The 24734-nt window shown below is 72.1% G+C and carries 24 protein-coding genes; 12 read left to right on the forward strand and 12 right to left on the reverse strand.

Annotated elements, in window-relative coordinates:
- Nucleotides 1-39 precede the first annotated feature (39 nt).
- The 3 genes from ACWGIG_RS03975 to ACWGIG_RS03985 are packed head-to-tail and all read left to right on the forward strand — an operon-like array spanning nt 40 to nt 2937.
- Nucleotides 40-981, forward strand: coding sequence for an ABC transporter ATP-binding protein (locus ACWGIG_RS03975; protein WP_453319912.1), 942 nt, complete (start codon nt 40-42; stop codon nt 979-981).
- On the forward strand, nt 978-1709 hold the full coding sequence (locus ACWGIG_RS03980) for an ABC transporter permease (RefSeq protein ID WP_453319913.1): 732 nt from the start codon (nt 978-980) through the stop codon (nt 1707-1709). Before ACWGIG_RS03975 ends, ACWGIG_RS03980 begins: the two co-directional genes overlap by 4 nt.
- A gap of 13 nt (nt 1710-1722) precedes the next feature.
- On the forward strand, nt 1723-2937 hold the full coding sequence (locus tag ACWGIG_RS03985; protein WP_453319914.1) for a sensor histidine kinase: 1215 nt from the start codon (nt 1723-1725) through the stop codon (nt 2935-2937).
- A gap of 6 nt (nt 2938-2943) precedes the next feature.
- Here ACWGIG_RS03985 and ACWGIG_RS03990 read toward each other — a convergent pair whose 3' ends face one another.
- Nucleotides 2944-3540 (reverse strand): helix-turn-helix domain-containing protein, encoded by a 597-nt coding sequence (locus ACWGIG_RS03990; protein WP_453319915.1) that lies wholly within the window; start codon nt 3538-3540, stop codon nt 2944-2946.
- Nucleotides 3541-3659: 119 nt separating this feature from the next.
- Between ACWGIG_RS03990 and ACWGIG_RS03995 the strand changes: the two genes are divergently transcribed.
- Entirely contained in the window at nt 3660-4292 is a 633-nt protein-coding gene (locus ACWGIG_RS03995) for a response regulator (protein WP_453319957.1), read from the forward strand.
- Nucleotides 4293-4317: 25 nt separating this feature from the next.
- On the opposite strand, the gene ACWGIG_RS04000 is transcribed toward ACWGIG_RS03995, so the two are convergent.
- From ACWGIG_RS04000 to ACWGIG_RS04010, 3 genes are all read right to left on the reverse strand, one after another.
- The gene (locus tag ACWGIG_RS04000) at nt 4318-5787 is read right to left on the reverse strand and encodes an MFS transporter (protein WP_453319916.1); all 1470 of its coding nucleotides are present in this window, start codon (nt 5785-5787) and stop codon (nt 4318-4320) included.
- A gap of 71 nt (nt 5788-5858) precedes the next feature.
- The gene (locus ACWGIG_RS04005; protein ID WP_453319917.1) at nt 5859-7049 is read right to left on the reverse strand and encodes a lipid-transfer protein; all 1191 of its coding nucleotides are present in this window, start codon (nt 7047-7049) and stop codon (nt 5859-5861) included.
- A gap of 2 nt (nt 7050-7051) precedes the next feature.
- Nucleotides 7052-9223, reverse strand: coding sequence for an acyl-CoA dehydrogenase (locus tag ACWGIG_RS04010; RefSeq protein WP_453319918.1), 2172 nt, complete (start codon nt 9221-9223; stop codon nt 7052-7054).
- 189 nt (nt 9224-9412) lie between these two features.
- Between ACWGIG_RS04010 and ACWGIG_RS04015 the strand changes: the two genes are divergently transcribed.
- The 4 genes from ACWGIG_RS04015 (at nt 9413) to ACWGIG_RS04030 (ending at nt 13297) form a co-directional block, all read left to right on the forward strand.
- Entirely contained in the window at nt 9413-10057 is a 645-nt protein-coding gene (locus ACWGIG_RS04015) for a class I SAM-dependent methyltransferase (RefSeq protein WP_453319919.1), read from the forward strand.
- Between the two features lie 22 nt (nt 10058-10079).
- Nucleotides 10080-11084 carry an N-acetylmuramoyl-L-alanine amidase gene (locus ACWGIG_RS04020; RefSeq protein ID WP_453319920.1) on the forward strand — a complete coding sequence of 335 codons (1005 nt, stop codon included), beginning with the start codon at nt 10080-10082 and terminating at the stop codon, nt 11082-11084.
- Nucleotides 11085-11291: 207 nt separating this feature from the next.
- Entirely contained in the window at nt 11292-12140 is an 849-nt protein-coding gene (locus ACWGIG_RS04025; RefSeq protein WP_453319921.1) for a hypothetical protein, read from the forward strand.
- A 152-nt stretch (nt 12141-12292) separates the two neighbouring features.
- On the forward strand, nt 12293-13297 hold the full coding sequence (locus ACWGIG_RS04030; protein ID WP_453319922.1) for an LLM class F420-dependent oxidoreductase: 1005 nt from the start codon (nt 12293-12295) through the stop codon (nt 13295-13297).
- 78 nt (nt 13298-13375) lie between these two features.
- Here ACWGIG_RS04030 and ACWGIG_RS04035 read toward each other — a convergent pair whose 3' ends face one another.
- Nucleotides 13376-14167 (reverse strand): maleylpyruvate isomerase family mycothiol-dependent enzyme, encoded by a 792-nt coding sequence (locus ACWGIG_RS04035; RefSeq protein ID WP_453319923.1) that lies wholly within the window; start codon nt 14165-14167, stop codon nt 13376-13378.
- Nucleotides 14168-14246: 79 nt separating this feature from the next.
- Nucleotides 14247-14810, reverse strand: coding sequence for a hypothetical protein (locus ACWGIG_RS04040; RefSeq protein WP_453319958.1), 564 nt, complete (start codon nt 14808-14810; stop codon nt 14247-14249).
- Between the two features lie 205 nt (nt 14811-15015).
- On the opposite strand from ACWGIG_RS04040, the gene ACWGIG_RS04045 reads away from it, so the two are divergent.
- Entirely contained in the window at nt 15016-15306 is a 291-nt protein-coding gene (locus ACWGIG_RS04045; RefSeq protein ID WP_453319924.1) for a hypothetical protein, read from the forward strand.
- A 34-nt stretch (nt 15307-15340) separates the two neighbouring features.
- On the opposite strand, the gene ACWGIG_RS04050 is transcribed toward ACWGIG_RS04045, so the two are convergent.
- The 3 genes from ACWGIG_RS04050 to ACWGIG_RS04060 all read right to left on the reverse strand — a co-directional run bounded on the left by ACWGIG_RS04050 (nt 15341) and on the right by ACWGIG_RS04060 (nt 18599).
- Nucleotides 15341-16414 carry a prenyltransferase/squalene oxidase repeat-containing protein gene (locus ACWGIG_RS04050; protein ID WP_453319925.1) on the reverse strand — a complete coding sequence of 358 codons (1074 nt, stop codon included), beginning with the start codon at nt 16412-16414 and terminating at the stop codon, nt 15341-15343.
- On the reverse strand, nt 16411-17178 hold the full coding sequence (locus tag ACWGIG_RS04055) for a class I SAM-dependent methyltransferase (protein ID WP_453319926.1): 768 nt from the start codon (nt 17176-17178) through the stop codon (nt 16411-16413). Before ACWGIG_RS04055 ends, ACWGIG_RS04050 begins: the two co-directional genes overlap by 4 nt.
- A gap of 86 nt (nt 17179-17264) precedes the next feature.
- Nucleotides 17265-18599 (reverse strand): glycosyltransferase family 4 protein, encoded by a 1335-nt coding sequence (locus ACWGIG_RS04060; RefSeq protein ID WP_453319927.1) that lies wholly within the window; start codon nt 18597-18599, stop codon nt 17265-17267.
- Between the two features lie 202 nt (nt 18600-18801).
- Here ACWGIG_RS04060 and ACWGIG_RS04065 point away from each other — a divergent pair, with 202 nt between their 5' ends.
- Nucleotides 18802-19452 carry a TetR family transcriptional regulator gene (locus tag ACWGIG_RS04065; protein ID WP_453319928.1) on the forward strand — a complete coding sequence of 217 codons (651 nt, stop codon included), beginning with the start codon at nt 18802-18804 and terminating at the stop codon, nt 19450-19452.
- A 124-nt stretch (nt 19453-19576) separates the two neighbouring features.
- On the opposite strand, the gene ACWGIG_RS04070 is transcribed toward ACWGIG_RS04065, so the two are convergent.
- From ACWGIG_RS04070 to ACWGIG_RS04080, 3 genes are all read right to left on the reverse strand, one after another.
- Nucleotides 19577-19810 carry a ferredoxin gene (locus ACWGIG_RS04070; RefSeq protein WP_453319929.1) on the reverse strand — a complete coding sequence of 78 codons (234 nt, stop codon included), beginning with the start codon at nt 19808-19810 and terminating at the stop codon, nt 19577-19579.
- Nucleotides 19810-21279, reverse strand: a complete 1470-nt coding sequence (locus ACWGIG_RS04075; RefSeq protein WP_453319930.1) for an aldehyde dehydrogenase — start codon at nt 21277-21279, stop codon at nt 19810-19812. Before ACWGIG_RS04075 ends, ACWGIG_RS04070 begins: the two co-directional genes overlap by 1 nt.
- 80 nt (nt 21280-21359) lie before the next feature.
- Nucleotides 21360-21989 (reverse strand): hypothetical protein, encoded by a 630-nt coding sequence (locus ACWGIG_RS04080; protein ID WP_453319931.1) that lies wholly within the window; start codon nt 21987-21989, stop codon nt 21360-21362.
- A 182-nt stretch (nt 21990-22171) separates the two neighbouring features.
- Here ACWGIG_RS04080 and ACWGIG_RS04085 point away from each other — a divergent pair, with 182 nt between their 5' ends.
- A complete protein-coding gene (locus tag ACWGIG_RS04085; protein WP_453319932.1) occupies nt 22172-23299 on the forward strand; it encodes an MBL fold metallo-hydrolase in 1128 nt (375 codons plus the stop codon).
- Between the two features lie 86 nt (nt 23300-23385).
- Nucleotides 23386-24630 (forward strand): prenyltransferase/squalene oxidase repeat-containing protein, encoded by a 1245-nt coding sequence (locus ACWGIG_RS04090; protein ID WP_453319959.1) that lies wholly within the window; start codon nt 23386-23388, stop codon nt 24628-24630.
- The last annotated feature ends 104 nt before the right edge of the window (nt 24631-24734 follow it).

Genomic DNA, 24734 nt, shown 5'->3' on the forward strand with positions numbered 1-24734 from the left:
CTCTACGCCCCGGCCCCTGCGCTCCCTAGCGTCTTTCCCATGAGACAGACACCCGGAGAGCAGGCCGCGGTCCCCGCCGTCCGCTTCGCCGCCGCCGGCAGGTCCTACGGCTCCGTCCGCGCCGTCGACTGCATCGACTTCGCACTCGCCCCCGGCACCACCACCGCCCTCCTGGGCCGCAACGGCGCCGGCAAGTCCACCACGATCGGGCTCCTCCTGGGCCTTGACGAGCCCGACTCCGGCAGCGTCCGCCTCTTCGGCTCCACCCCCGCCGAGGCCGTCCGGGCGGGCCGGGTCGGCGCGATGCTGCAGGACGGGCGGCCGATTCCCCGGGTGACGGTCCGCGAGATGGTCGCCTTCGTCTCGAAGACCTACCCCTCCCCCATGCCCGTGGACGAGGCGCTCGACCTGGCAGGGATCAAGGAGTTCGGGAACCGCCGTGCGGACCGGCTGTCCGGGGGGCAGATCCAGCGGGTCCGGTTCGCCGTCGCCCTCGTCGGCGGTCCCGAGCTGGTCGTGCTCGACGAGCCGACCGCGGCCCTGGACGTCGAGGCCCGCCGCGCCCTGTGGGACTCGATGCGCGGGTACGCGGCCCGCGGCAACACCGTGCTGTTCTCCACCCATTACCTCGCCGAGGCCGACGAGAACGCCGACCGGATCCTGGTCGTCGACCGCGGCCGGATCGTCGCCGACGGCAGCAGCGACTCGCTGAAGCGGCGGGCGGGCGGCAACCTGGTCTCCTTCGACCTGGCGGGACGGCCCACCGAGGGCCTGTCCCGCCTCCCCGGCGTGACGGAGGTCGAGGTACGCGGCGACCGGGCCCGGCTCCGTACGGACGACTCGGACGCCACCGTCGTCGCCCTGGCCGCCCGGGACGCGGTCCGGGGCCTGGAAGTCACCCGGGCCACCCTCGAAGACGCCTTCCTCCGGCTCACCGACCCCGTTGCCGGCACCGGCGCCCTCGTCAAGGAGACCGTGTGAGGGCCCTCGTACTCGACTACGTCGCCCTGGAGACCCGGCGGACACTGCGCGACACGGGGTTCGTCGTCCTCGGCATCGGCATGCCGGTGCTGATGTATCTGCTCTTCACCCACCTGGGAGCCGGCGCGGACGCCGGCACCAGGATCGCGTCGATGATCGGCATGGCGGCGTACGGAGCGCTCGGCGCCGCCCTCTCCGCCGGTACGGGCATCGCCGAGGACAAGGCGCTCGGCTGGCTGCGGCAACTGCGGATCACCCCGATGACTCCGGCCCAGGTCGTGCTCGGGCGGGCGGCGACCGCCTCGGTGGTCGTGGTGCCCTCGATCCTGATCGTGTTCGCGGCGGGCGGCCTGCTGAACGGGGTCTCCCTGGCCCTGTGGCAGTGGCTCCTGCTGACCGTCCTCCTGTGGTGCGGCACGCTGCCCTTCACCCTGCTCGGCATGGGCAACGGCTACCGCCTGTCCGCCCAGAGCACGGGAGTGGTGAACGTGGCCTGCAACCTGGGCCTCTCGCTCCTCGGCGGCCTGTGGTTCCCGGTCACGTTCTTCCCCGGCTGGCTCCAGGCCGTCTCCGCGTACACCCCCACCCGCGCGCTCTCGCAGACCGGTGCCTCGCTCGGCCGAGGCGACGCTCCCCCGGTGGCCGCCCTCGTCGTTCTCACCGGCTGGCTGCTGCTCTTCGGCTCGTACGCTGTCGTGTCGTACCGCAAGGCGGCGCGCACCGCGTGACGGCGCCACGTCCGTGGCAGCAGCCCCTCAGCACGCCCGGAGCGACAGGAGACGACCGACGATGCCCCGCAAGAAGACCGGCGAGGCCCGCACCGACCGCCTCGGCCCGCCCAACGGCTTCGCGATGCTCCCCTGGCTGCTGATGGGGATGGGCGCCTTCTCCCACCTCATCCAGGGCAGGACCGGCAACCCCTGGATCGGCGGGATCAGTCTCTTCGTCTTCAACTCCCTCTACATCTATGTGGTGTTCCGCGCCTTCGACAAGAAATCCCGGGAGTCGGCGAGCACCAGGGCGGCGCTGGTCGGACTCGGTCTGATCACCGGCTTCATGTCGGTCATGTACGGCGGCCCCTGGCTGCTCTTCTGGATGCTGCTCGGGCTGGCCACCGGCTCGGTGCTCCGGGGCAGGCACGCCCCCAAGGCGATGCTCGGACTGGCGCTGACGGCGGGAACGATCGCCGCGGTCAAGGACGGCTGGGGTGCGATCAACGTCGCCTACGGAACCCTGATCTCGGGCCTGGTGACCTCCGCGATCCTCACCCTCGCCGAAACGGTGAAGGAACTCAGGGAAACCCGCCAGGAGTTGGCGCGCACGGCGGTGGAGAAGGAGCGGCTGCGCTTCTCCCGCGACCTGCACGACCTGCTCGGCCACACCCTGTCCGTCATCGTCGTGAAGTCCGAGGCCGCTCGCCGCCTGGCCCCGCGCGACCTGGAGGCCGCGCTCCGCCAGGTCTCCGACATCGAGTCCGTCGGCCGCCAGGCGCTCACCGAGATCCGCGAGGCGGTCACCGGCTACCGCGAGGGCAGCCTGAGCACCGAGCTGGACGGCGCCCGCTCGGCACTCTGTGCCGCCGGGATCGAACCGGTCGTCCGGCAGTCGGGCCCGCCCCTCGCACCCCAGGCGGAGGCCCTGCTCGGCTGGGTGGTCCGGGAGGCCGTCACCAATGCCGTACGGCACGGCAGCGGCGCGACGCGCTGCACGATCACGGTGGAGGGCACGAGCGAACGGGTCCGGCTGGAGGTCGCGGACGACGGGCGGGTGGACGTCGCGACCGCCGCGGGCGGCGCCGCGGACCCGGCCACCAGGACCGGCACCGGCCTCAAGGGCCTCGGCGAGCGGCTGGCGAGCGCGGGCGGTTCGCTGACATCGGGGCCGGGGGCGCGCGGCGGTTTCGTCGTCACGGCCCAACTCCCCGTCACGTCAGGGGAGTCGACGGCCGCGGTCTGACCGGTCTCAGTCCCGCTCCTGCCGCGAGCGCGGCCTCGCCCGTACGTGCATCCGCTCGCCCTGGCGGCCGAACAGGCTGAGCACCTCCACCGCCGCGTCCCCCGTGCTGCCGAACCAGTGCGGCAGCCGGGTGTCGAACTCGGCGGCCTCCCCCGCTTCGAGCACCATGTCCCGGTCCCCCAGCACGAGCCGCAGCCGCCCCACGAGGACGTACAGCCACTCGTACCCCTCGTGGGTGCGGGCCTCCGGTGTGCTGCGGGTCACCGGCAGGATCATCTTGTACGCCTGGATGGGGCCCGTCCCGTTGGTCAGCGGCAGCACCGTCGAGCCGTACACCTGGCGCGCCTTGATCCGCACGCGCGGGTCGCCGACCTCGGGGGCGCCGACGAGGTCGTCCAGCGGCACCTGGTGGGCCTTCGAGATGGGCAGCAGCAGCTCAAGACTGGGACGGCGCTGCCCGGACTCCAGCCGGGAAAGGGTGCTGGTGGAGATGCCGGTGGCCTCGGACAGCGCGGCCAGCGTGACCCCGCGCGCGGCGCGCAGCCGCTGGAGGCGCGGGCCGACGTCGGCGAGTGCCCGGCTGATCTCGGGTGTGTGCTCCATGCCCTTCATTGCACAAGCCCTTCCCGGAAATGGCAATGTTCCTTGCCGTTTTCGGGAACCTCGCCGATTGCGGCACCTCGGGCGACGCCCGGCCGCCCTACGCTGTCCACGTGACCGAGATCCCCGTGCACCACCGTCCCGCCAAGTCGATCCGGGTGCTCCTCGCCGAGGACCAGCAGATGATGCGCGGCGCCCTCGCGCTCCTGCTCGGCCTGGAGGAGGACATCGAGGTCGTCGCGCAGGTCGGTGCGGGCGACAGGATCGTGGGGGCGGCCCTCGAATCCCGTCCCGACATCGCGCTCCTGGACATCGAGCTGCCCGGCATGAGCGGGCTGGACGCCGCCGCCCTGCTGCGCGACGAGGTGCCGGACTGCCGGGTGCTGATCCTCACCACCTTCGGCAGGCCCGGCTACCTGCGGCGGGCGATGGAGGCGGGCGCGGCCGGGTTCCTGGTGAAGGACGGCCCGGTGGAGGAGCTGGCCCAGGCGATCCGCCGGGTGCTGACCGGGGAGAGGGTCATCGATCCGGCGCTCGCGGCGGCGGCGCTCAGCTCGGGTCCGAGCCCGCTCACGGCGCGCGAGCGCGACGCGCTCAACGCGGCGGTGGACGGTGCGACGGTCGCCGACATCGCGGCGAAGCTGCACCTCTCCGAGTCGACGGTACGGAACTACCTGTCGTCCGCGATCGGCAAGACCGGCACCCGCAACCGGATGGAAGCGGTCCGCTCGGCCCGCAGGCAGGGCTGGCTGTAGCGCCGTAGCCGACGGGTCTCGTCACTCACCCCGCCCTCTTCGGCCCCCTCGGCAGCCACAGCAGCGTCAGCACCACGCCCGCCAGCAGCACCCCGGTCCCCGTCCGGAACGCCAGCGCGTACCCGGCGGTCAGCGCCTCCGGGCTCGTACCGCCGCCGGTGCGGGACGCGGCGACCGTCGACAGGACGGCGAGGCCGAGCGCGCCGCCCATGGTCCGCGACGTGTTGATCAGGCCCGAGACCAGGCCCGCGTCGCCCGGCGCCGCACCGGAGGTGGCGAGCGAGGCGAGCGGTGTGGAGGCCAGGCCCGCGCCCAGCATCATCAGGATCCCCGGGCCGAGGACGGCGGTGACGTACGAACCGTCGGCGCTCATCATGGACTGCCAGCCGAACCCGGTGGCCGCGATCAGGGTGCCGAGCGCGGCCAGGTTGCGGGCGCCGACGCGGGGCATCAGGCGCGGGGCCAGCTTGGATCCCGTGACGATGGCCAGCGAGCTGGGCACGAGCGCGAGGCCGGCCCCCAGCGGCGTGTAGCCGAGCACGTTCTGCGCGTACAGGGTCATGAAGAACCACATGCAGAACATGGCCGACCCGTTGACGAACATCGCCGCGTTCGCCGCCGAAACCGACCGCACGCGGAACAGCTTCAGCGGCATCAGCGGCGCCTTCGCCCGCGCCTCGACCAGCAGGAACAGCCCGATCAGCAGCAGCCCGCCGACCAGCGGGACGAGGGTCGCCGCCGCCGTCCACCCCTCGGCCTCGGTCTGCACGATGCCGTACGCGAGCGTGGCGAGCCCCGCCGTGGCCAGCACGGCACCCGGCAGGTCGAGCCTGCGGCCCTCCCGCGCATGGCTCTCGGTCAGCCAGAAGTACGCACCGATCAGCACCAGCGCACCGATCGGCACGTTGATCAGCAGCACCCACCGCCAGGACAGGGTGTCCGTGAGCAGCCCGCCGACGAAGCCGCCCGCCGCACCGCCGCCCGCGCCGACGGCGGACCAGGTGCCTATCGCTCGCGCCCGCGCCGCGCCCTCGGGCACGGCGGAGGTGAGGATGGTGAGCGTCGCCGGAGCGAGCACGGCCGCGCCGAGCCCCTGTGCGGCACGGGCGGCGAGCAGCTGCCACCCCTCCTGCGCGAGCCCGCCGGCCAGCGAGGCCGCGGTGAACAGCCCCAGGCCCACCAGGAAGGTCAGCTTCCGCCCGAAGATGTCGGAGGCCCGCCCGCCCAGCAGCATGAATCCGGCGAAGGCGATGGAGTAGAGGTTCACCACCCACTGGAGCCCGCCCGCCGTCATGCCGAGGTCGGCGCGCATCGAAGGCAGCGCCACGTTCACGACGGACACGTCGAGGACGACGAGGAACTGCCCGGCGCAGGCGGCGAGGATCACCAGCCAGGTGCGGGCGGGGCGGGCGGGAGACGGACGGGAAGCGGATGAATCGGTTCCGGAGGGGGTTGTTCGGGCGCCGGCGGGTTCGGCGGGTACGCGGTGGGCCATGCCTGTCATGGTCGCAGGTACTCGATGCCCCGTACATCCGCGTTTCGACGCACACGCCCCGCCCTCACGCCCTAGGACTTCCGCAGGAGGGTCACCACGGCGGCTCCGCCGAGGCCGATGTTGTGTGCGAGCCCCACCCGTGCGCCGTCCACCTGCCGGGCCCCGGCCCGTCCGCGAAGCTGCCAGGTCAGCTCGGCGGCCTGGGCGAGACCCGTCGCGCCCAGCGGGTGCCCCTTGGAGATCAGCCCGCCGGACGGATTGACCACCCAGCGCCCCCCGTACGTCGTCGCACCGGACTCGACGAGCTTGCCGGACCCTCCGTCGGGGCACATGCCCAGCGCTTCGTACGTCAACAGCTCGTTCACCGAGAAGCAGTCGTGCAGCTCGACCACGTCGACGTCCTCGATGCCGAGCCCGGACATCTCGTACGCCTGCCGGGCGGCGGCCCGCGACATGGTCCTGCCGACGACGTCGATGCAGGAGCCGGAGGCGAAGGACTCCTCGGTGTCGGTGGTCATGGCCTGCCCGGCGATCTCCACCGCCCTGTCCCACAGGCCGTGCTGGGCGACGAACCGCTCGGAGACGACGACGGCCGCCGCGGCCCCGTCGGAGGTCGGGGAGCACTGGAGCTTGGTGAGCGGCCGGTGGATGGTCCTGGCGGCGAGGATCTCGTCGACGGTGTACGGGTCCTGGAACTGGGCGTACGGGTTGTCGACCGAGTGCTTGTGGTTCTTCGCGGCGACGGCGGCGAGCTGCGCCTCGGTCGTCCCGTACCGCTCCATGTGCTCGCGGGCCGCGTTGCCGAAGATCTGGGCGGTGGGCGGGGTCATCTCGAAGCCGTGCCCGGCGGCCATGACACCGTAGTGGCGGGCGACGGGCGAGGTCTTGAAGTCACCCCCGTCGCTCCCGCCCCCCAGCGCCCCGCGCTTCATCTTCTCGAAGCCCAGCGCGAGCACACAGTCCGCGATCCCGCCCTGCACGAACTGCCGGGCCATCATCAGGGCGGTGGACCCGGTCGCGCAGTTGTTGTTGACGTTGTAGACGGGAACGCCGCTCAACCCGAGCTCGTACACCGCCCGTTGACCCGCCGTGGACGCCTGGAAGCAGTACCCCACCGGCACCTGCTGGACCTGCCCGTACCCGACCCCGGCGTCGGCCAGCGCCGCCTCCCCCGCCTCCTTGGCCATGTCCCAGTACTGCCAGTCGCGCGACTCGGGCTTCTCGAACTTCGTCATCCCGACACCGACGATGTACGCCTTCATGCTCACTCCCCTTGGTGGTCGCGCGGCAGGCCGAGAATGCGCTCGGCGACGACGTTGAGCTGAACCTGGGTGGTGCCTCCCGCGATGGTCAGGCACCGCGACATCAGGAACCCGTGCACGGCCCGCTCCCCGGGCCCCTCCCTCAACACCCCTTCGGCGCCGAGGAGTTCGAGTCCCAGCTCGGCGATCTTCTGCTGGTGCGGAGTCTGGACGAGCTTCCTGATGCTCGCCCCCGCACCGGCCTCCAGTCCGTCGACCTGCTGGAGGGTGGTGCGCAGCCCGATGCAGGCGAGGGCGTGCGCCTCGGCGGCCAGTGCGCCGACGCGGGCCCTGGTCGCCCCGTCGAGGTCGGCGCACCGCTTGATGAGCGCCTCCAGGCCGGTGTCGAAGGCGACCTGGTCGGCCATGTGGACGCGCTCGTTGCCGAGGGTGTTGCGGGCGACCTGCCAGCCACCCGTCTCCTCCCCGACCAGTGCGTCGCCGGGCAGCACCGCATCGTCGAAGTACACCTCGTTGAAGAGCGAGTCCCCGGTGATCTCCTTCAGCGGGCGGACGTCGATCCCCGGCGTGTTCTTCATGTCGACGACGAAGTATCCGAGCCCCTGGTGCTTCGTCGGGGCGTCGGGGTCGGTCCTGGCGAGCAGGATCCCGTAGTCGGCCCACTGGGCGGCCGAGGTCCACACCTTCTGCCCGTTGATCCGCCAGCCGCCGTCCTCCGTACGCTCGGCGCGGGTGCGGAGCGAGGCGAGGTCGGACCCCGCATCCGGCTCCGAGAAGAGCTGACACCACATCAACTCTCCGCGCAGGGTGGGAAGTACGAACGCCTCCTGCTGCTCGTCCGTGCCGTAGGCGATGAGGGACGGCACGACCCAGGTCGATATCCCGAGCCCGCTGAGCACCACCCCCGCGTCCTTCAGCTCCCGCTGCACGGCGAGCTGCTGGACGGGCCCCGCGCCGAGTCCGTACGGCTCGGGGAGGTGCGGGGCGGCGTACCCGGTCGGTGCGAGGAGGCGGCGGGCCGCGCCCGGATCGAGTCCGCGCGCGCCGTCGATCACCTCACGGGCCCGGGTGCGGTACGCGTCCGCCTCCGCCGGAAGCTCCATCCGCAGCTCCCGCCTGGCCCCGGCGGCAGCGAGCCGCACCGCGCGCAGCCGGTGGCCGTCGCCGGCCCCCAGCAGCTGCCGGGCGACGAGCGCCCGCCGCAGATACAGATGGGCGTCGTGCTCCCAGGTGAACCCGATCCCCCCGAGGACCTGAATGCAGTCCTTGGCGCAGGAGAACGCGGCATCGAGGGCCGTCCCGGCCGCGAGTGCGGCGGTGAGTCCCCGTACGTCCGGCGCCTCGTCGACCGCACGCGCCGCGTCCCACACCAGCGCCCGCGCCTGCTCGACCCGCACCAGCATGTCGGCGCACAGGTGCTTGACCGCCTGGAACTGCCCGATCGGCCGGCCGAACTGCTCACGCACCTTGGCGTACTCGGTGGCGGTGTCCAGGGCCCGGGCTGCGGTGCCGCAGGCCTCGGCCGCGTACAGGACGGCCGCGAGGTCGCCCACGAGCGCACTGCTCAGATCCAGCTCGCGCCCGCCCGGCACGAAGACGTGGTCGGCCCTCACTTCTCCGGTGGGCCGGGTCGGGTCGGCGCAGGCGTGCACCCGTATCGCCAGGTCGCCGGCGTCGACGGCCAGCCACACCGTGCCGTGCGCGGACTCGGCGGCGAGCAGGACGAGATCGGTGGCCCGGCCCGCGGCGAGGACGGGCGGCGCCGTGCCGTCGAGGAGATGGCCGTCCTCGACGGCGACGGCGGTGAGGGTGCCGGGTGCGGTGGCGACGGCGGCGACGGGGTGCCCGGCGGCGAGCTCCGGGAGTCCGCCCCTGCACAGGAGGTCGGTGGCGAGCACGCTCGGCAGGAAGGGCCCCGGGAGCGCGCCGCGCCCCGTCTCCTCCAGCACCACGGCGAGATCGAGCAGACTCCCGCCGCCCCCGTCGGGCAGGTGCACGTCCAGCAGCCCCATCGCGGCCGCCCCGTCCCAGTACCCCGGCCGCCCGGCCCCGCCACCTCCGTCGCCCTCCCCGTCGAGGAGCTTCCGTACGTCCTGCGGCGACGCCACCCGCCCGACCCAGCCGCGCACCGCCTCGGCCAACTCCCGGTGCTCACGCGTGATTCCGATGCCCATGGTCGGGCAGAGTAGAACACGTTCCATTCTGACGGAAGGTCGGATGCGGTTCGGGATGCGGTGCGCGGACCGGACCGGGGCGGTTGACCGAGAGCAGCGCACCCTGCCCCTGATCGGCCCCGCACCACTCCCCCTCGCCCCCATGCGGCACCATGACCCCAGCCCGCGCCGTCCTTCCGGAGGAACTCGATGTCCACCCCCAAGCCCGACACCCTCACCGCATTCGAGGCCGCCAAGGGCTTCATGCCGCTGACCGAGGGCCTCGCCCTGTACACGGCCGCCGCCGAGGCGGCGGGCACCCTCCGGCTCCCCCTCCTCGAAGTGGGGACGTACTGCGGGCGCTCCACCCTGCTGCTCGCCGACGCCGCCCGCGAAGCCGGTGTCGCCGCCGTGACCGTCGACCACCACCGCGGCAGCGAGGAGCAGCAGCCCGGGTGGGAGTACCACGACCCGACCGTGGTGGACCCGGAGCTCGGCGTCATGGACACGCTGCCCACCTTCCGCCGCACCCTGCACAGGGCCGGGCTCGAAGAGCACGTCCTCGCCCTCGTCGGCCGCTCCCCGCAGGCCGCCCGCCTCTGGGGCACCCCGCTGGCCCTCGTCTTCATCGACGGCGGCCACACCGACGAGCACGCGAACGGCGACTACGAGGGGTGGGCCCCGCACGTCGCGCCCGGCGGGCTGCTCGTCGTCCACGACGTGTTCCCCGACCCGGCCGACGGCGGCCAGGCCCCGTACCGCGTGTACCTCCGGGCCCTCGCGTCCGGCGCCTTCACCGAGGTCTCGGTGACCGACTCGCTGCGCGTCCTGCGGCGTACCGGCTCGGGGATCTGAGCGCCGCGCATAGCATCGCCCTGTGTCGTACGACGGTCAGTACCCCGACGAAGATCCGCCCGGCCCCGAGTTCGGGCGGACCCCGCGCCGCGGTCGCGGCAACGCCCTGATCGTGGCCGCCGCCCTGGTGCCCACCTGCCTGGCGGGCTGGCTCGTCTGGCAGGCGATGAGCGGTCCTGACGGCGACGAGCCGCCGAAGGTGCTCCCACTGCCGAGCTCCTCGGCCACGAAGTCCCGGGCCGGGACGCCCGCCACCGAGGACGCCAAGCCGAGCCGGAGCCCGGACCGGAGCCCGGACCGGAGCCCGAACCCGACTCCCCCCGCACCCGCCGATTCCGGTCCCCCGGCCACCGGTCCCCTCGTCGGCCGCACCGTCGTCGTCGATCCCGGCCACAACCCCGGCAATTTCCGGCACACCCGCGAAATCAATCGCCAGGTGAACATCGGCACGAACAGCAAAGAATGCGACACCACGGGTACGGCGAGCAATGCCGGTTACACCGAGGCGGAATTCACACTCGATGTGTCGCGTCGGCTGAAATCAATTCTCGAAAAGCAGGGCGCAACCGTCCAATTCACCCAGAACGCCGACCGTCCGTACGGTCCGTGCATCGACGAGCGGGCCCGTATCGGAAACGACGCGAAGGCCGACGCGGTGATCTCCATCCACGCGGACGGCTCCTCCGCCGGTCACCGCGGCTTCCATGTGATCCTGCCCGCACGGGTGAACTCCGGCGCCGCGGACACCTCTTCGATCGTCGGCCCCTCGCGCGACCTGGGCACCCGGATCGTGGGAAATTTCGTACGGGTGACGGGCGACGCACCCGCCAACTACCTGGGCGAAAGGACCGGCCTGGTGGTGCGCAGCGACCTCGGCGGGCTCAATCTGTCGACCGTTCCCAAGGTGTTCATCGAGTGCGGGAACATGCGTGACGCGCAGGACATCGCCCTTCTGACGGACCCGTCCTGGCGGCAGAAGGCGGCCCAGGGCATGGCCGACGGCATCAGCAGCTTCCTGAAGGGGTAGAACTGTCCGGCGGCCGACGGCCCCGGACCGGGGGTTGTCACCGACCGGCAACGATGGGGACGGCCCAGCGATCGGACGATACATTCATCCGTACGATGGGGAGCCGCCCCCGAGCTTCGCACCGAGTTCTCGCGTGAACCGCGCACACCGGCACAGCGACAACCGCCCCGAAGAGCCCTGAAGAAGACGACTGATAAAGGATTTTAAGTGAACATCCGCTCCCTCACACGAGGTGATGGCGTGGTGATCGGAGCAGCGGTGGTGCTGTTCATCGCCTCGTTCCTCAGCCTGGTCTCCACTCCTGCGTGCAGCGGCGAGTTCTGCCCCAGGGACTCCTCGACCTACAACGCCTGGGACAGCCTCGGGCTCCTGATGAGCATGTTCCTGGCCGGCATCATCGCCGCCGCGCTGATCGTCGTGGCACGCGGGCTGCCGACGCCGCGCAAGGTCGTGGGTCTCGAACTCGGCCAGTTCGGCGTCGCGCTGGCGGTCTTCGCCGCGTGGACCGCGTTCTGGACCATCATCGACCTCGGCAGCGCGGGCGCGGGCATGATCCTCGGCCTGATCGGGGCCCTGGCGCTCGCCGCAGGTGCCGTTGCCTCGCCGCTGGTTCCGGCCCTCAAGGCCCCGCTGATGGGTCCCCCGAAGCCTGCCGTCGCGGGCCCCTACGGCGCCCAGCCGGGTGCCGGCTACGGCTACCCGGGCGCCCAGCAGCCTTCGTACGGCGGCCAGAGCGCCCCCGGCGGCTACGGCTACCCCGGCGGCGCCACCCAGGACCCGCAGGCCGCCGCGCCGCAGGCACCGGCCCCCGACCAGGCCTCGCAGGGCGGGCAGGCCGCTCCGGCCGCCGACGCGTCCGGCTTCGCGCCGTTCTGGTTCGCGGTTCCGGTCGCGCGCCCGCTGTACCCGGAGGACGGTTCGCCGACGCCGATCGCCGAACTGGCTCCCGGCACCTGGTACTTGGCGGTGGACCAGCGCGGTTCCGGTCTGGTCGCCCAGACCCAGGACGGCCGTCGCGGCCTGCTCCAGGACACCACGGGGATCCAGCGCGGCTGACCCTCCCCCGCCCGCACCACCGGCACACCGCGGCCCCCGCCTCACCTCCGAGGCGGGGGCCGCAGCCTTGTCCGGTCCCGCTCCACGCCCGTACAGTCAAGCGACCTGACGCCACGTCAGTCAGCCGGATCGCGTCAACGGGAGGCGCCGCCATGCGACTTGGACTCGCGCTCGGCTACTGGGGGCGCGGCCCCGACCCGGGCAGCCTCGCGCTCGTACAGGAGGCGGAGCGGCTCGGCTACGACTCCGTGTGGACGTCCGAGGCCTGGGGGTCCGACGCCTTCACACCGCTGACCTGGTACGCCGCGCACACCACCCGGATCCGCCTGGGCACCGCGATCGTGCAGATGGCGGCCCGCACCCCGACCGCGACCGCGATGCACGCGCTCACCCTGGACCACCTCTCCGGCGGGCGGCTGATGCTCGGCCTGGGGCTTTCGGGGCCGCAGGTGGTGGAGGGCTGGTACGGGCGGCCGTTCCCGCGCAGCCCGCTGACCGCGACGCGGGAGTACGTGGACGTGGTGCGCCAGGTGCTCGCGCGCGAGGCCCCCGTCGAGCTGGACGGCCGCTTCCACGCGCACCCGTACCGGGGCGAGGACGCCTCCGGCATCGGCAGGCCGCTGAAGCCGATCACGCATCCGCTCCGGGCGGACCTGCCGATCCTGCTCGGCGCGGAAGGTCCCAAGAACATCGCGCAGACCACCCGCATCGCGGACGGCTGGCTTCCCCTCCACTGGTCACCGTTGCGGCCCGACGTCTATCGGCTCGGCGCCCTGCCGAAGGACTTCATGGTGGCGCCGATGGCCCGCGCGCACGTCTGCGACGACGTCGCGGCGGGGCTGCTGCCGGTCAAGGCGATGCTCGGGTTCTACATCGGCGGCATGGGTCACGCCACGAAGAACTTCCACGCGGACCTGATGGGGCGGATGGGGTACGAGGAGGAGGCCCGCCGCGTCCAGGAGCTGTTCCTCGCCGGGCGCAAGGAGGAGGCGGTACTGGCCGTGCCGGACGCGTTCGCCGACGAGATCTCCCTGGTCGGGCCGCGCGGGCGGATCGCGGAGCGGCTGGAGCTGTGGCGCAGGGGCCCGGTGACCGACCTGCTGGTCACGGCGCCGGACCCCCACACGCTGCGTGTTCTTGCCGAACTCAACTCGTAGCAGCGGCAACGCTTGACAGCCGAAACTCTTGGCAGTGGCAACTCCCAGCAGCTACCACTCACATCTGCCGTACGGGACTCAGTCCCAGGCGATGTGTCCCAGCCACAGGTCGAGCAGCTCGCGGTCGCCCAGCACCTCGATGTTCCCCGCGTCCGGCGACTGGCGGCGGTAGGACACCTGGAGGAGGTCGGTCAGCGGGCCGCGCAGGGCGACGGCAGCCTTCTCGTGGCCGCGCCGCCACTGGATCGAGTCGCCGGTGAGGTCGACGATCCACTCGGCGTTCAGTCCGGCGGGGGTGTCGGTGGCGTGCAGGTGGATGCTGCGGCCCGCGCCGAGGAGCTCGGCCAGTTCGGGGCGCTCGTCGAAGGTCTCCGGCTGCGCGCCGAGCCACATCCACTCGTCGATGGCGTCGGCGGCGACCTCGGGGTCCACCGTGTAGTCGGCCTTGGCCGCAAGGCAGGCGTCCGCGCGGTGCACGACGGTCTCGTGGGTCATCCTGCGGGCCCAGAACTCGGTCGGCTTCCCGGGCGCCCACGCCCACACCTGCGCGTCGGGGCCCGCCTCGCGCAGGGCCCCCGCGCACATCCCGGCGCCCTCGGCGAGCCATGCGTCGAGGGCGGCGGGGTCGTCCGTGCCGGGTCCTTCGGCGTGCGGCACCGACTCCGGCGGGACGACCTCGGTGGCCCGGGTCGTGACGGTCTCGTACACCCAGCGGTGCGCCCAGCCGGTGTGGTGGACGAGTTCGCGCAGGGTCCATTCGGGGCAGGACGGCACCATCGTAGTGAGGTCGGCCCCGGATATCGCGGTCCGCAGCCGGGCGGTCTCCTCGACGATCTGGTCGCAGTAGCGGTCGAATCCGAGCAAGGTCATGACCGCACTGTAGACAGCCGGCAGGCGCTGTGAACAGCTCAATTCGCCTGCGGCAAACGACCTTTCAGCAGGCCGACGGTCACCCCGCCCGGCCGGCAAGCTGCGCCGGGGACCCGCCCTTCGCCAGTTCGCCCGCCGAGGGCACCTTGTCCGTGACCGCTGCGCCCGCGTCCTTGCCCGCGTCCTTCACCCCGCCGATGACCTTCTCGAAGAGGCCGACCTCGCCGGCTCCCGCAGTGCCGGCGGCGAGCTTGCTGCCGAGGCCCTTCAGCGACTCGATGCCCTCGGACAGCGGGGCGACCGCCTTGGAGAGCAGCGGGTCGCCCTTGGCGTTGTTGACCGCCGCCTTCAGCCTGTTGTAAGTGAACGCACCCGCGAGCCCGGCCTTGACGAGGGCGAACTTCCGGCCGTCCGCACCGCTCTTGAACTTGCCCGCCTTGAAGGGCTTCACGACCCACTGGTACGCGGCCCCGGCGGCCAGCGACGCGTTGGCGACGAACCGCGTCTTGGCGAGCCGCTGCTTCTCGACCTCGCCGGTGGACGGCGAGGCGGTGGCGGTCCTCGTCACGTTCGCGTCCGCGGCGGCCTTGTCCTCGTCGTTGCAGGCCGCGAGCGGCATCAGCAGCGCACACGTCAGCGGCATCGCGACGAGCGCACGACGGGCGGGGGTGGCGGTGAGGGCGTTACGGGGCACAGCGGGCCTCCCGGGGCCTGAGCGACGACGGTGACGGCAGCAGCGTCGGCAGAGACGACAGCACTTCCCCGCAGCGTCGCCCGTCCCCCCTGCGCCCACCACCAGGACAGGGCCATCCGGGTTTGACGACCGTCATCTCGGCAACATGTTCGACATGTCCACACGCACGCGCACCGGAAATCCAGCCGCGACCCTGATCGCCGTCGTCGCGGACATCGCAGCCCTGATCCTGGGCCTGTGGATCCTCTTCTACCTACTGGACGCCAACCAGGGGAACGCGCTGGTCGGCTTCATCAAGGACGCCGCGCGCTTCCTCGCGGGCTGGTCCTACGACCTGTTCACCTTCGACGAGGAGTGGGCGCGCGTGGTCGCGGGCTACGGCCTGCCCGCCGTGGTCTACCTGTTCGTGGGGCACGCCGTCGCGGGGGCCGTCCGCCGCCACTGACGTACGTACGCGCCCCCTCGCCGAGGTCCGGCGCTCAGCAGCACTCCGGGTCGAGCCCCAGCGGCAGCCGCTCGCCGCCGAACACCGCGCAGGTGGCTTCCTCGCCGCCCAGCGCGGCCACCGCGAGGAGCAGCGAACCCGCCGTCCAGGTGGTGAGCTCCTGCGGCCAGATCGCCGCGTCGTCGAAGACGTACCCCGTCCAGTACAGGCCGCTGCCGTCCTGAGCGCGCAGGTGCTGGATCGACTGGAGGACCTCCAGCGCCCGGTCGGACTCGCCCATCACCCAGAGCGCCAGGGCGAGTTCGCAGCTCTCGCCGCCGGTCACCCACGGGTTGGGCAGTACGCAGCGCACCCCGAGGTCCGGTACGACGAAGGCGTCCCAGTGCGCCTCGACACGCTCCTTGGCGGCGGGTCCGGTGAGGGCTCCGGCGAGGATCGGGTAGTACCAGTCCATCGAGTAGCGGTTCTTGTCGAGGAACCGCTCGGGGTGGCGCTGGATCGCGTGCCGCAGCGAGCCGACCGCCAACTCCCAGTCGGGCTGCGGCTCTTCGCGCTGTTCGGCGATGGCGAGCGCGCAGCGCAGCGCCTGATGGATGGACGAACTCCCGGTCAGCAGCGCGTCGTTGACCGCCGTACCGTCCTCCTCGCGCTTCCAGCCGATCTGTCCACCGCTCTGCTGGAGGGCGAGGACGAACTCGACGGCCGCGTACACGGCGGGCCACATCCGGTCGATGAACGCGTCGTCGCCGGTGGCGACGTAGTGGTGCCAGACGCCGACGGCTATGTACGCGCAGAAGTTGGTCTCGCGGGAGCGGTCGGTGGGGCGGGTGTGGTCGCCGTCGTCGTAGGCCGCGTACCAGGAGCCGTCCGGGTTCTGGTGCTTCACCAGCCAGTCGTACGCCCGCGCCGCCGCCTCGTGCTCACCGGCGGCGTCGAGCGCCATGGCGGCCTCGGTGTGGTCCCACGGGTCGAGGTGGTGGCCCCTGAACCACGGGATGGCGCCGTCGGCGCGCTGCTGGGCGAGGATCCCGGCGACGGTCTCGGTCGCCTGATCGGCCGTCAGAACACCGGGCAGGACGAGGTGTTCGGTGTATCCGGGGCTCGTCACTTGGTGCCCGTGACGGACGCGGCGGACAGGTCCGCGGACACGTCTGCGGGCAGGTGCGGCTTGGTGGCGTACGCGACGAAGCTCTTGCCGACGACCGGGTTGAGCGCCTGCTCGGCGAGCCGGGTGACCAGCGGCTTCTTCATGATGTCCCAGACCAGGAGCTTGTGGTACGCCTTCACGGGCAGCGCCTTGTCGTTGTCGACGCCGAACGCGCACTTGAGCCACCAGTACGGCGAGTGCAGCGCGTGCGCGTGGTGCGTGCCGTACGGCTTGAGGCCCGCCCCGCGCATCTTGCCGAGCAGCTCGTCCGCCTTGTAGATGCGGATGTGGCCGCCCTCGACCTCGTGGTACGCGTCGGAGAGCGTCCAGCAGACCTTCTCGGGGCCGTAGCGCGGCACGGTCACCGCGATGCGCCCGCCGGGCTTGAGGACGCGCACCATCTCGGCGAGCACGCCCTTGTCGTCGGGGATGTGCTCCATGACCTCGGAGATGATCACGACGTCGAAGGCGGCGTCGGGGAAGGGCAGGTTGAGCGCGTCGCCCTCCATGGCGGTGGCGGTGGCCCCCTCGGGCGCCTCCCCGGCCTCCTTCATGGCGGCGAACCACTTGGTGACCTCGCGGATCTCCTCGGCATTCTGGTCGAGGGCCACCACCTGGGCGCCGCGCCGGTAGCACTCGAAGGCGTGCCGCCCTGCGCCGCAGCCCAGGTCGAGGACCCGGTCGCCCGGGGCGAGCGGGAAGCGGGAGAAGTCCACGGTCAGCACGGGGGCTCAGCTTTCATCCGGCGGTGGGGGTGGTTCGTGCGGTTCATTTCGAGCACGTTGCTTGCGGGGCCCAGGGGTTGAGGGGCCTAGGACTTGAGGGCTGCGGCCTGCGTCGCGAGGGCGTGCCGGTAGCGCTCGGCGGTGCCGATCGCGGCCTGCTTCCAGGTGAACCTCTCCAGTACGCGGGCCCGTCCGGCGGCGCCCAGGCGCGTCCGCAGGCCGGGGTCGCCGAGGAGCCGGGAGAGCTGTCCCGCGAGTGCGTCGGCGTCGCCGGGCGGTACGGCGAGGCAGGTTTCGCCGTCGGGTCCCGCGACTTCCGGAATCGCCCCGCCGGTGGTGGCGACGAGCGGCGTTCCGGTGGCCATGGCCTCGGCGGCGGGCAGCGAGAAGCCCTCGTACAGGGACGGCACGCAGGCGACCTGCGCGCCGCGCACCAGGTCGACCAGCTCGGCGTCGCTGATCCCCTTGACGAATTCGACGGCCCGCTGGAGCCCGAACCGCTCGATGGCCTGCGCGACGGGCCCGTCCTCGGCCCGCTTCCCGACGACGACGAGGTGCGCGTCGGGGCGCTCGGAGCGCAGCTTGGCGAGTGCCTCGACGAGGTGGACGAGCCCCTTGAGGGGGACGTCGGCGCTCGACGTGGTGACGATGCGGCCCGGCACCTCGGGCACGGACGCGTCGGGCGACCACAGCTGCGTGTCGGCCCCGATGTGCACGACGTGGACGCGGTCGCGGCGCACGCCGAGGTGCTGGACGATCTCGGCCTGCGAGGACCCGGACACGGTGAGCACGGACGGCAGCCGGCGGGCGACCCGCTTCTGCATGCGCGTGAACCCGTACCAGCGCCGTACGGAGAGCCGCTTCAGCCGGGTTCCCGCGGCGTCCAGGTCGAGCTGCCGGTCCACGGTGATGGGGTGGTGGATCGTCGTCACGAGCGGTGCGCCGAGGTCGCCGAGGAGTCCGTAGCCGAGCGTCTGGTTGTCGTGCACGACGTCGAACTCGCCGCGCCTGGCGGCGAGATGACGCTTCGCCCGCAGCGAGAAGGTCAGCGGCTCGGGGAATCCGCCGGTGCGCATCGTCGCGAATTCGACGGCGTCGACCCAGTCCCGGTACTCGCCGCGCCGGGGCGTACGGAAGGGGTCCGGGCTGCGGTACAGATCGAGGCTCGGCAGCTCGGTGAGCACCACGCCCTCGTCGAGCACGGGGTACGGCTGGGCGCCCAGCACCTCGACGCTGTGCCCGAGCCTGGCCAGCTCCCGCGACAGGTGGCGGACGTACACGCCCTGGCCGCCGCAGAACGGGTTCCCCTTGTACGAGAGGAGCGCGATGCGCAGCGGACGCTCCCCGGCACTCGCGGCGGCGTTCGCGGCAGCGGCGGCGTCCCCGGCACGGGGGCCCGCCTGTATGGCCTCAGCGGTCACTCTCGGCCCCCTTCTTGACGCACTTCCGCCGGAGCGTAGCCGCTGGCGCTAATCTAGAACAAGTTCCAGTGTTGATCGAACACGGAGCTTTGAATCTACCGGCAGGATGCGGCGGCGTAAGGTCCGGATCAGGTGATTCGCGCCACGGCGGCACGGACCGCCCGGATACGGACTCGGCACGGACACGGGGGCACGGGGTCACATGAAAGCGCAAGCCAGAACGGCCGGCGGCGGCAACACCCACGCCATCGCCCCGACCACCCCGCCCCTGACGGAGCGTCAGGAGGCGCGGCGGCGTCGCATTCTGCACGCCAGCGCCCAGCTCGCGAGCCGCGGCGGCTTCGAGGCCGTACAAATGCGCGAGGTGGCAGAAGCGGCCGAAGTCGCCCTGGGCACCCTTTACCGCTACTTCCCCTCCAAGGTGCACCTGCTGGTCGCCACGATGCAGGACCAGCTCAGCCACATGCACGCCACCCTCCGCAAACGCCCTCCTGCCGCCAGTTCCTCGTCGGAGCGCGTGGCGGAAACCCTCATGCGCGCCTTCCGCGCCCTCCAGCGCGAACCGAACCTCGCCGACGCCATGGTCCGCGCCCTGACCTTCGCCGACCGCTCGGTCAGCCCGGAGGTCGACACCGTCTCCCGCCAGACCACCGCGATCATCCTGGACGCGATGGGCCTGGACACGGACGCCCGCCGCCCCACCCCGGAACAGCTCTCGGCGGTCCGCGTCATCGAGCACACCTGGCACTCGGCGCTGATCACCTGGCTGTCGGGGCGGGCGTCGATCGCCCAGGTCAAGATCGACATCGAGACGGTGTGCAGGCTGATCGACCTGACGGCGGAGCAGGACTGAGCCGTCGGCCCGCGGGGGGGCACACGGCCGGCCGGGGGCACGGTCACTCGTCGGCCCTGCGCGGGCGCGGTCGCTCGTCGCCCTTGCGCGGGCCCGGTCGCTCGTCGGCCCTGCGCGGGCCCGGTCAGTCCTCCGGCGGGAACACCACCTCTCCCGAGTCCTTCAACGCGATCGTGATCGCTTCGACCGGGCAGCTCTCCGCCGCCGCGAGGACGTCCTCGTTGGCGTCGCGGTCGGCCTCCGTCGGGTGGGACTGGCGGGCGGTGTCCAGGCGGAAGGCGCCGGGGGCCGTGTTGACGCACATGCCGGAGCCGATGCAGACGCCGCGGTCGACCTCGACGTGCCAGCGGTCACCCATCAGGACGCCCCCGGGCCCTCGTAACCCGCCGGGAGGTGGATCATCTTGTGCTCCAGGTACTCGCCGTAGCCCTCGGGGCCGAATTCGCGGCCCAGGCCGGAGTTCTTGTAGCCGCCGAACGGGCCCATCATGTCCATGCTGAAGGTGTTGACGGAGTAGGTCCCGGTGCGGACCCGGCGGGCGATGTCGATGCCGTGCTCGACGTCCGCCGTCCAGACGCTGCCGCTCAGGCCGTACTCGGAGTCGTTGGCGATGCGGAGCGCGTCGGCCTCGTCCTCGTACGGAATCAGGCAGATCACCGGGCCGAAGATCTCCTCTCGGGCGATGCGCATGGAGTTGTCGACATTGCCGAAGAGGGTCGGCTCGACGTACCAGCCGGCCTCCTGGGAGGCCGGGCGGCTGCCGCCCGCGAGGATCTTGGCGCCCTCCTCCTGGCCGATGCGGATGTAGTCAAGGGAGCGCTGCTGCTGGCGGCGGGCGACGAGGGGGCCGACCTCGGTGGCCGGGTCCATGGGGTCGCCGACCGTGAGGGCGCCCGCCGCGGCGGCGAAGGCCTCGGCGAACTCGTCGTAGCGGGCGCGGGGGGCCAGGATGCGGGACTGGGCCACGCAGGCCTGGCCGTTGAGCATCCAGGCGAAGGGGACGATGCCCGCGACCGCGGTCCCCAGATCGGCGTCGGGGAGGATCACGGCGGCCGACTTGCCGCCCAGTTCCAGGGTGACGCGGGTGAGGTTGCGGGAGGCGACCTCCATGACGCGTTTGCCCGCGGCGACGGAGCCGGTGAAGGACACCTTGTCGACGTCCGGATGGCCGACCAGGTACTCGCTGACCTCGCGTTCGGCGGGGACGATCGAGAGCACGCCCTCCGGAAGGCCCGCCTCCGCGCAGATCTCGCCGAGGATGTACGAGTCGAGGGGGGTCTCCGGCGAGACCTTCAGCACGACGGTGCAGCCGGCGAGCAGGGCGGGAGCGAGCTTCGCGGCGGCCGTGAACTGCGGGACGTTCCACGGGACGACGGCCGCGACGACGCCGACAGGTTCGCGGCGGATCAGGAGACTGCCCAGGACGCCGGTGCGGCTCGTCTCGAACGGGAACTCCTGCGCCACCTTGATCGCCGTGTCCCAGACCATCATCGCGGAGAGCGCCTGCATCATGACGCTCGCGGTGTACGGGGTCCCGTTCTCGGAGGAGATGACGCGGGCCAGCTCCTCGTGGCGCACGGCGATCGCGTCCTTGATGCGGGTGACGACGGCGATGCGCTCGTCGAGGGAGGTCCGGGGCCAGACACCGGAGTCGAAGGCCTTCCTGGCCGCTGCCACGGCACGGTCCACGTCCGCCTCGTTCGCGTGCGGGACGCGGCCGATGACCTGCTCGGTGTGCGGGGAGACGACTGCGAGGGAGTCCTGACCGAGCGGGTCCGTCAACGTCCCGCCCAGATAGAGCTGCTGGTACTCCACAAGTTCGGTCATGGCCGCTGCCTCCCGCAAGTCCGGTCGAGCACAGTTGTTCTGACGTCTCGTCAGCTACCTCCCTCGAACTGATACCAGTTCTAGTTCGTACGGGGAAGGGGCGCGACGCGGCTGCGGAGGAGGAGCGGGGCGCATGCCAGCAGGAAGCAGAGGCCGCCCAGGGAGAGGAAGTCGAGGTTCACGGCCATCAGGACGGTGCCGAGGATCAGCGCGGACACCATGAACAGCTTGGTGCGCGGCGGGAGGGCCGCAAGTGCGGCGAGGGCGATCAGACCGAGGAAGAAGAGCGGCGGAACGATCCCGTAGACCACGGGCTCGACGCCCGGCACGGCCTTGACCTGCTGGAAGATCTCGACCATCGCGGGGCGGTCGGCCGCCATGAAGCCGGCCGCCAGGTCGATCACCGCCTGCGCCGCGGTGGCGAGGAGCCCCAGCATCCCCACCGCGAGAGCCGCGGCGGCCGGGACGCGTCTCGCGGCGGGGGCGGCCCGGCGCAGGTGCAGCAGCACCGGGACGAAGAGCAACACCCCCGCCAGCATGGCGAGATGGCCGACGGTCCAGCCCGCACTCGGCACGCCTCGCTCGCTGAGCAGACGGATGAGACCGTACGCGGCCAAGGCCACGGGACCCGCGACGAGGGCGGTGCGGGTGAGGCGGTCCGGGGCGGGGGCTTCGTACATCGTGCGCATCGGCCGCGTCGTGTTCGTCATGCCCCGATCCTGTCCGTGTACAGCCATCCGGACCATCGGGGACGACCAGGGGGCGACCCCGAGAACAGCCCTGAGAGGACTGGGGGTTGAGGTGCTCGCGATCCCCTACGCTCGATGGAACTCGTTCTAGTTATAGTGACCGCGAGGCAAGTCCCGCACCACTTCGGACAGTTGGGGGAGCCATGACGCAGACCGGGTCCGGTACGGACGGCACGGACGGGGCGGACGAAACTGCGCCCGGGGTGCTCGACCACGGCGGCGGCGTCTGGAGCATCAAGGTCCCGATCCCCGACAACCCGCTCGGCCACACCCTCGTGCACCTGCTGGACACCGACCGGGGTCCTGTCCTCGTCGACACCGGCTGGGACGACCCCGCCTCCTGGGACACCCTCACCGCAGGACTCGCCTCCCTGGACGTACGGGTCGAGGACGTCCACGGCGTACTGATCACCCACCACCACCCTGACCACCACGGGCTCTCCGGACAGGTGCGGGACGCCTCCGGGGCGTGGATCGCGATGCACGCGGCCGACGCGGAGGTGGTCCGCCGCACCCGCAGCACCGAACCGGGCGCCTGGCTCACCTACCTGACCGCCAAACTGGCCGCCGCCGGAGCCCCCGAAGACCACCTGGCCCCGCTCGTCGCCGCCCGCGAATCGGGCCGCACGCGCACCCTCCCCGGGCTGCGGGCCGCGCTGCCCGACCGGGAGATCGCCCCCGGCGAACTGCTGCCCCTGGCCGGCCGGAAGCTGCGCGCCGTATGGACTCCGGGCCACACCCCCGGCCACGTGTGCCTGCACCTGGAGGAGCAGCACCCCGGCAACCTCCCCGGCCACGGCCGCCTCTTCTCCGGCGACCACCTGCTGCCCGGGATCACCCCGCACATCGGCCTCTACGAGGACCCCGACACCGACTCCCCCGGCGATGCTCCCCCCAGCTCTCAACTTCGTTCGAGCAGGGGGGACCCCCTTGGCGACTACCTCGCCTCCCTCGAACGCATCGCCCTCCTCGACGCCGCCGAAGTCCTCCCCGCCCACCAGTACGCCTTCGCCACCCCGCGCGCCCGCGTCGACGAACTCCTCGCCCACCACGAGGAACGCCTCACCGGCCTGCGCGCGCTCCTCGCCGTTCCCCTCACGCCCTGGCAGCTCGCGGAGCGCATGGAGTGGAACAGGCCGTGGGAGCAGATCCCGTACGGATCCAGGAACATCGCCGTCTCGGAGGCCGAGGCCCACCTGCGCCGCCTGGTGAAACTGGGGCACGCGGAGGCGGTGGCGGGCAGCGACCCGGTGACGTACACGGCGGTCTGAAAGCCGTCGCGGAACCGGTGTGCGGTGGCGGGCCGCCCGCCTGCCCCCGGGCCCGGCCCGGTACCGGTCGGTAGAATGCGGGCATGATCACCCTTCGCCGCAGCGCCGCAGCGCTCGCCGTCACCGCCGTCGTCGGCGCGGTGGCCGCCCCCGTCGCCTCCGCCGCGCCGACCCCGTCGCCCGTCGCCGTTCCGTCCGGGCTGTACGGGAAGGGGGACCCGACGTACGACGGCGTCTTCCGGCAGTCGCTGGCACTGCTCGCGCAGAAGACGGCCGGAGTGACGCCTTCCGCCAAGGCGGTGGACTGGCTGGTGGGGCAGCAGTGCGACAGCGGCGGCTTCGCGGCCTTCCGGGCCGACGCGAGCAAGGCCTGCGACGCGAAGACCATGGTCGACAGCAACGCGACCTCCGCAGCCGTGCAGGCACTGAGCGCGCTGGGCGGGCAGGACGCGGCTGTGAAGAAGGCCGTCGGCTGGCTGAAGTCCGTACAGAACAAGGACGGCGGGTGGGCGTACGCACCGGGGACGCCGTCCGACTCGAACTCCACGTCGATCGTCGTGGGCGCGCTGGCCGCCGCGGGCGAGAAGCCCGCGGACGTGAAGGGCAAGGACGGGAAGTCGCCGCTCACGGCGCTGCTCTCCTTCCAGGTCAACTGTGACGGGAAGCCCGAGAACCAGGGCTCCTTCGCCTTCCAGCCCGACAAGTCCGGCAAGCTCTTCCCGAACGCCGACGCGACCGCCGCCGTGGTGACCGCCTCCCTCGGCAAGGGCCTGGTCGTCGACGCCCCGAAGGCGAACAAGGCGATCGACGCCGCCCCGGGCTGCAAGGAGGGCATCGCCGCCCCGGAGATCGCCGCTTCGGCGGGCTCCGACTACCTCTCCCGGCTGCTGGACAAGACCGGCTCGCACCTGATGTCCGCGATGCCGGGCGCCGAGTCCCAGCCCGACTTCGGCAACACCGCCGACGCCGTCGTGGCGCTCGCCGCCGACGGGCACAAGGACGCCGCCGCCAAGTCCGCCGACTGGCTGGCGAAGAACTCCGCCGCCTGGGCGAAGACGACAGGCCCCGCCGCGTACGCCCAGCTGGTCCTCGCCGCGCACGCCACCGGCATGGACCCGCGCTCCTTCGGCGGCGCCGACCTCGTGTCGCAGCTGAACGCGACCGGCCCCGCGCCCGAGGCGAAGAAGGACGCGACCGATGCCGAGGAGTCCGCGAAGAAGGACGAGGGCGGCTCGTCCGCGACCTGGTGGATCGTCGGCGTCGCGTTCGTGGCGAGCATGGGCGCGGGCATCCTGATCAGCGGGCGCAACAAGAAGAACCGGCAGCTGTGAGTCCCCGGACGAAGCCCGGCGGACGGCGGACGGGGCTCGATGGGAAGCGGTCGGGGCTCAGCGAGCGCCGTCCGACGAGGCTCGGTGCGCTGCTGGTGACGGTG

The organism is Streptomyces sp. NPDC054863, assembly GCF_053610825.1.

Coding starts and splice junctions, on each gene's coding strand:
- ACWGIG_RS04035 (WP_453319923.1), bottom strand. CDS start 14,167: ATGACCTTGCTCGGATTCGACCGCTACTGCGACCAGATCGTCGAGGAG.
- ACWGIG_RS04085 (WP_453319932.1), top strand. CDS start 22,172: ATGACGCAGACCGGGTCCGGTACGGACGGCACGGACGGGGCGGACGAA.
- ACWGIG_RS04000 (WP_453319916.1), bottom strand. CDS start 5,787: ATGGCCCACCGCGTACCCGCCGAACCCGCCGGCGCCCGAACAACCCCC.
- ACWGIG_RS04030 (WP_453319922.1), top strand. CDS start 12,293: ATGCGACTTGGACTCGCGCTCGGCTACTGGGGGCGCGGCCCCGACCCG.
- ACWGIG_RS04070 (WP_453319929.1), bottom strand. CDS start 19,810: ATGGGTGACCGCTGGCACGTCGAGGTCGACCGCGGCGTCTGCATCGGC.
- ACWGIG_RS04075 (WP_453319930.1), bottom strand. CDS start 21,279: ATGACCGAACTTGTGGAGTACCAGCAGCTCTATCTGGGCGGGACGTTG.
- ACWGIG_RS04080 (WP_453319931.1), bottom strand. CDS start 21,989: ATGACGAACACGACGCGGCCGATGCGCACGATGTACGAAGCCCCCGCC.
- ACWGIG_RS04065 (WP_453319928.1), top strand. CDS start 18,802: ATGAAAGCGCAAGCCAGAACGGCCGGCGGCGGCAACACCCACGCCATC.
- ACWGIG_RS04045 (WP_453319924.1), top strand. CDS start 15,016: ATGTCCACACGCACGCGCACCGGAAATCCAGCCGCGACCCTGATCGCC.
- ACWGIG_RS04010 (WP_453319918.1), bottom strand. CDS start 9,223: ATGGGCATCGGAATCACGCGTGAGCACCGGGAGTTGGCCGAGGCGGTG.
- ACWGIG_RS04015 (WP_453319919.1), top strand. CDS start 9,413: ATGTCCACCCCCAAGCCCGACACCCTCACCGCATTCGAGGCCGCCAAG.
- ACWGIG_RS04005 (WP_453319917.1), bottom strand. CDS start 7,049: ATGAAGGCGTACATCGTCGGTGTCGGGATGACGAAGTTCGAGAAGCCC.
- ACWGIG_RS03975 (WP_453319912.1), top strand. CDS start 40: ATGAGACAGACACCCGGAGAGCAGGCCGCGGTCCCCGCCGTCCGCTTC.
- ACWGIG_RS03990 (WP_453319915.1), bottom strand. CDS start 3,540: ATGGAGCACACACCCGAGATCAGCCGGGCACTCGCCGACGTCGGCCCG.
- ACWGIG_RS04040 (WP_453319958.1), bottom strand. CDS start 14,810: ATGCCGCTGACGTGTGCGCTGCTGATGCCGCTCGCGGCCTGCAACGAC.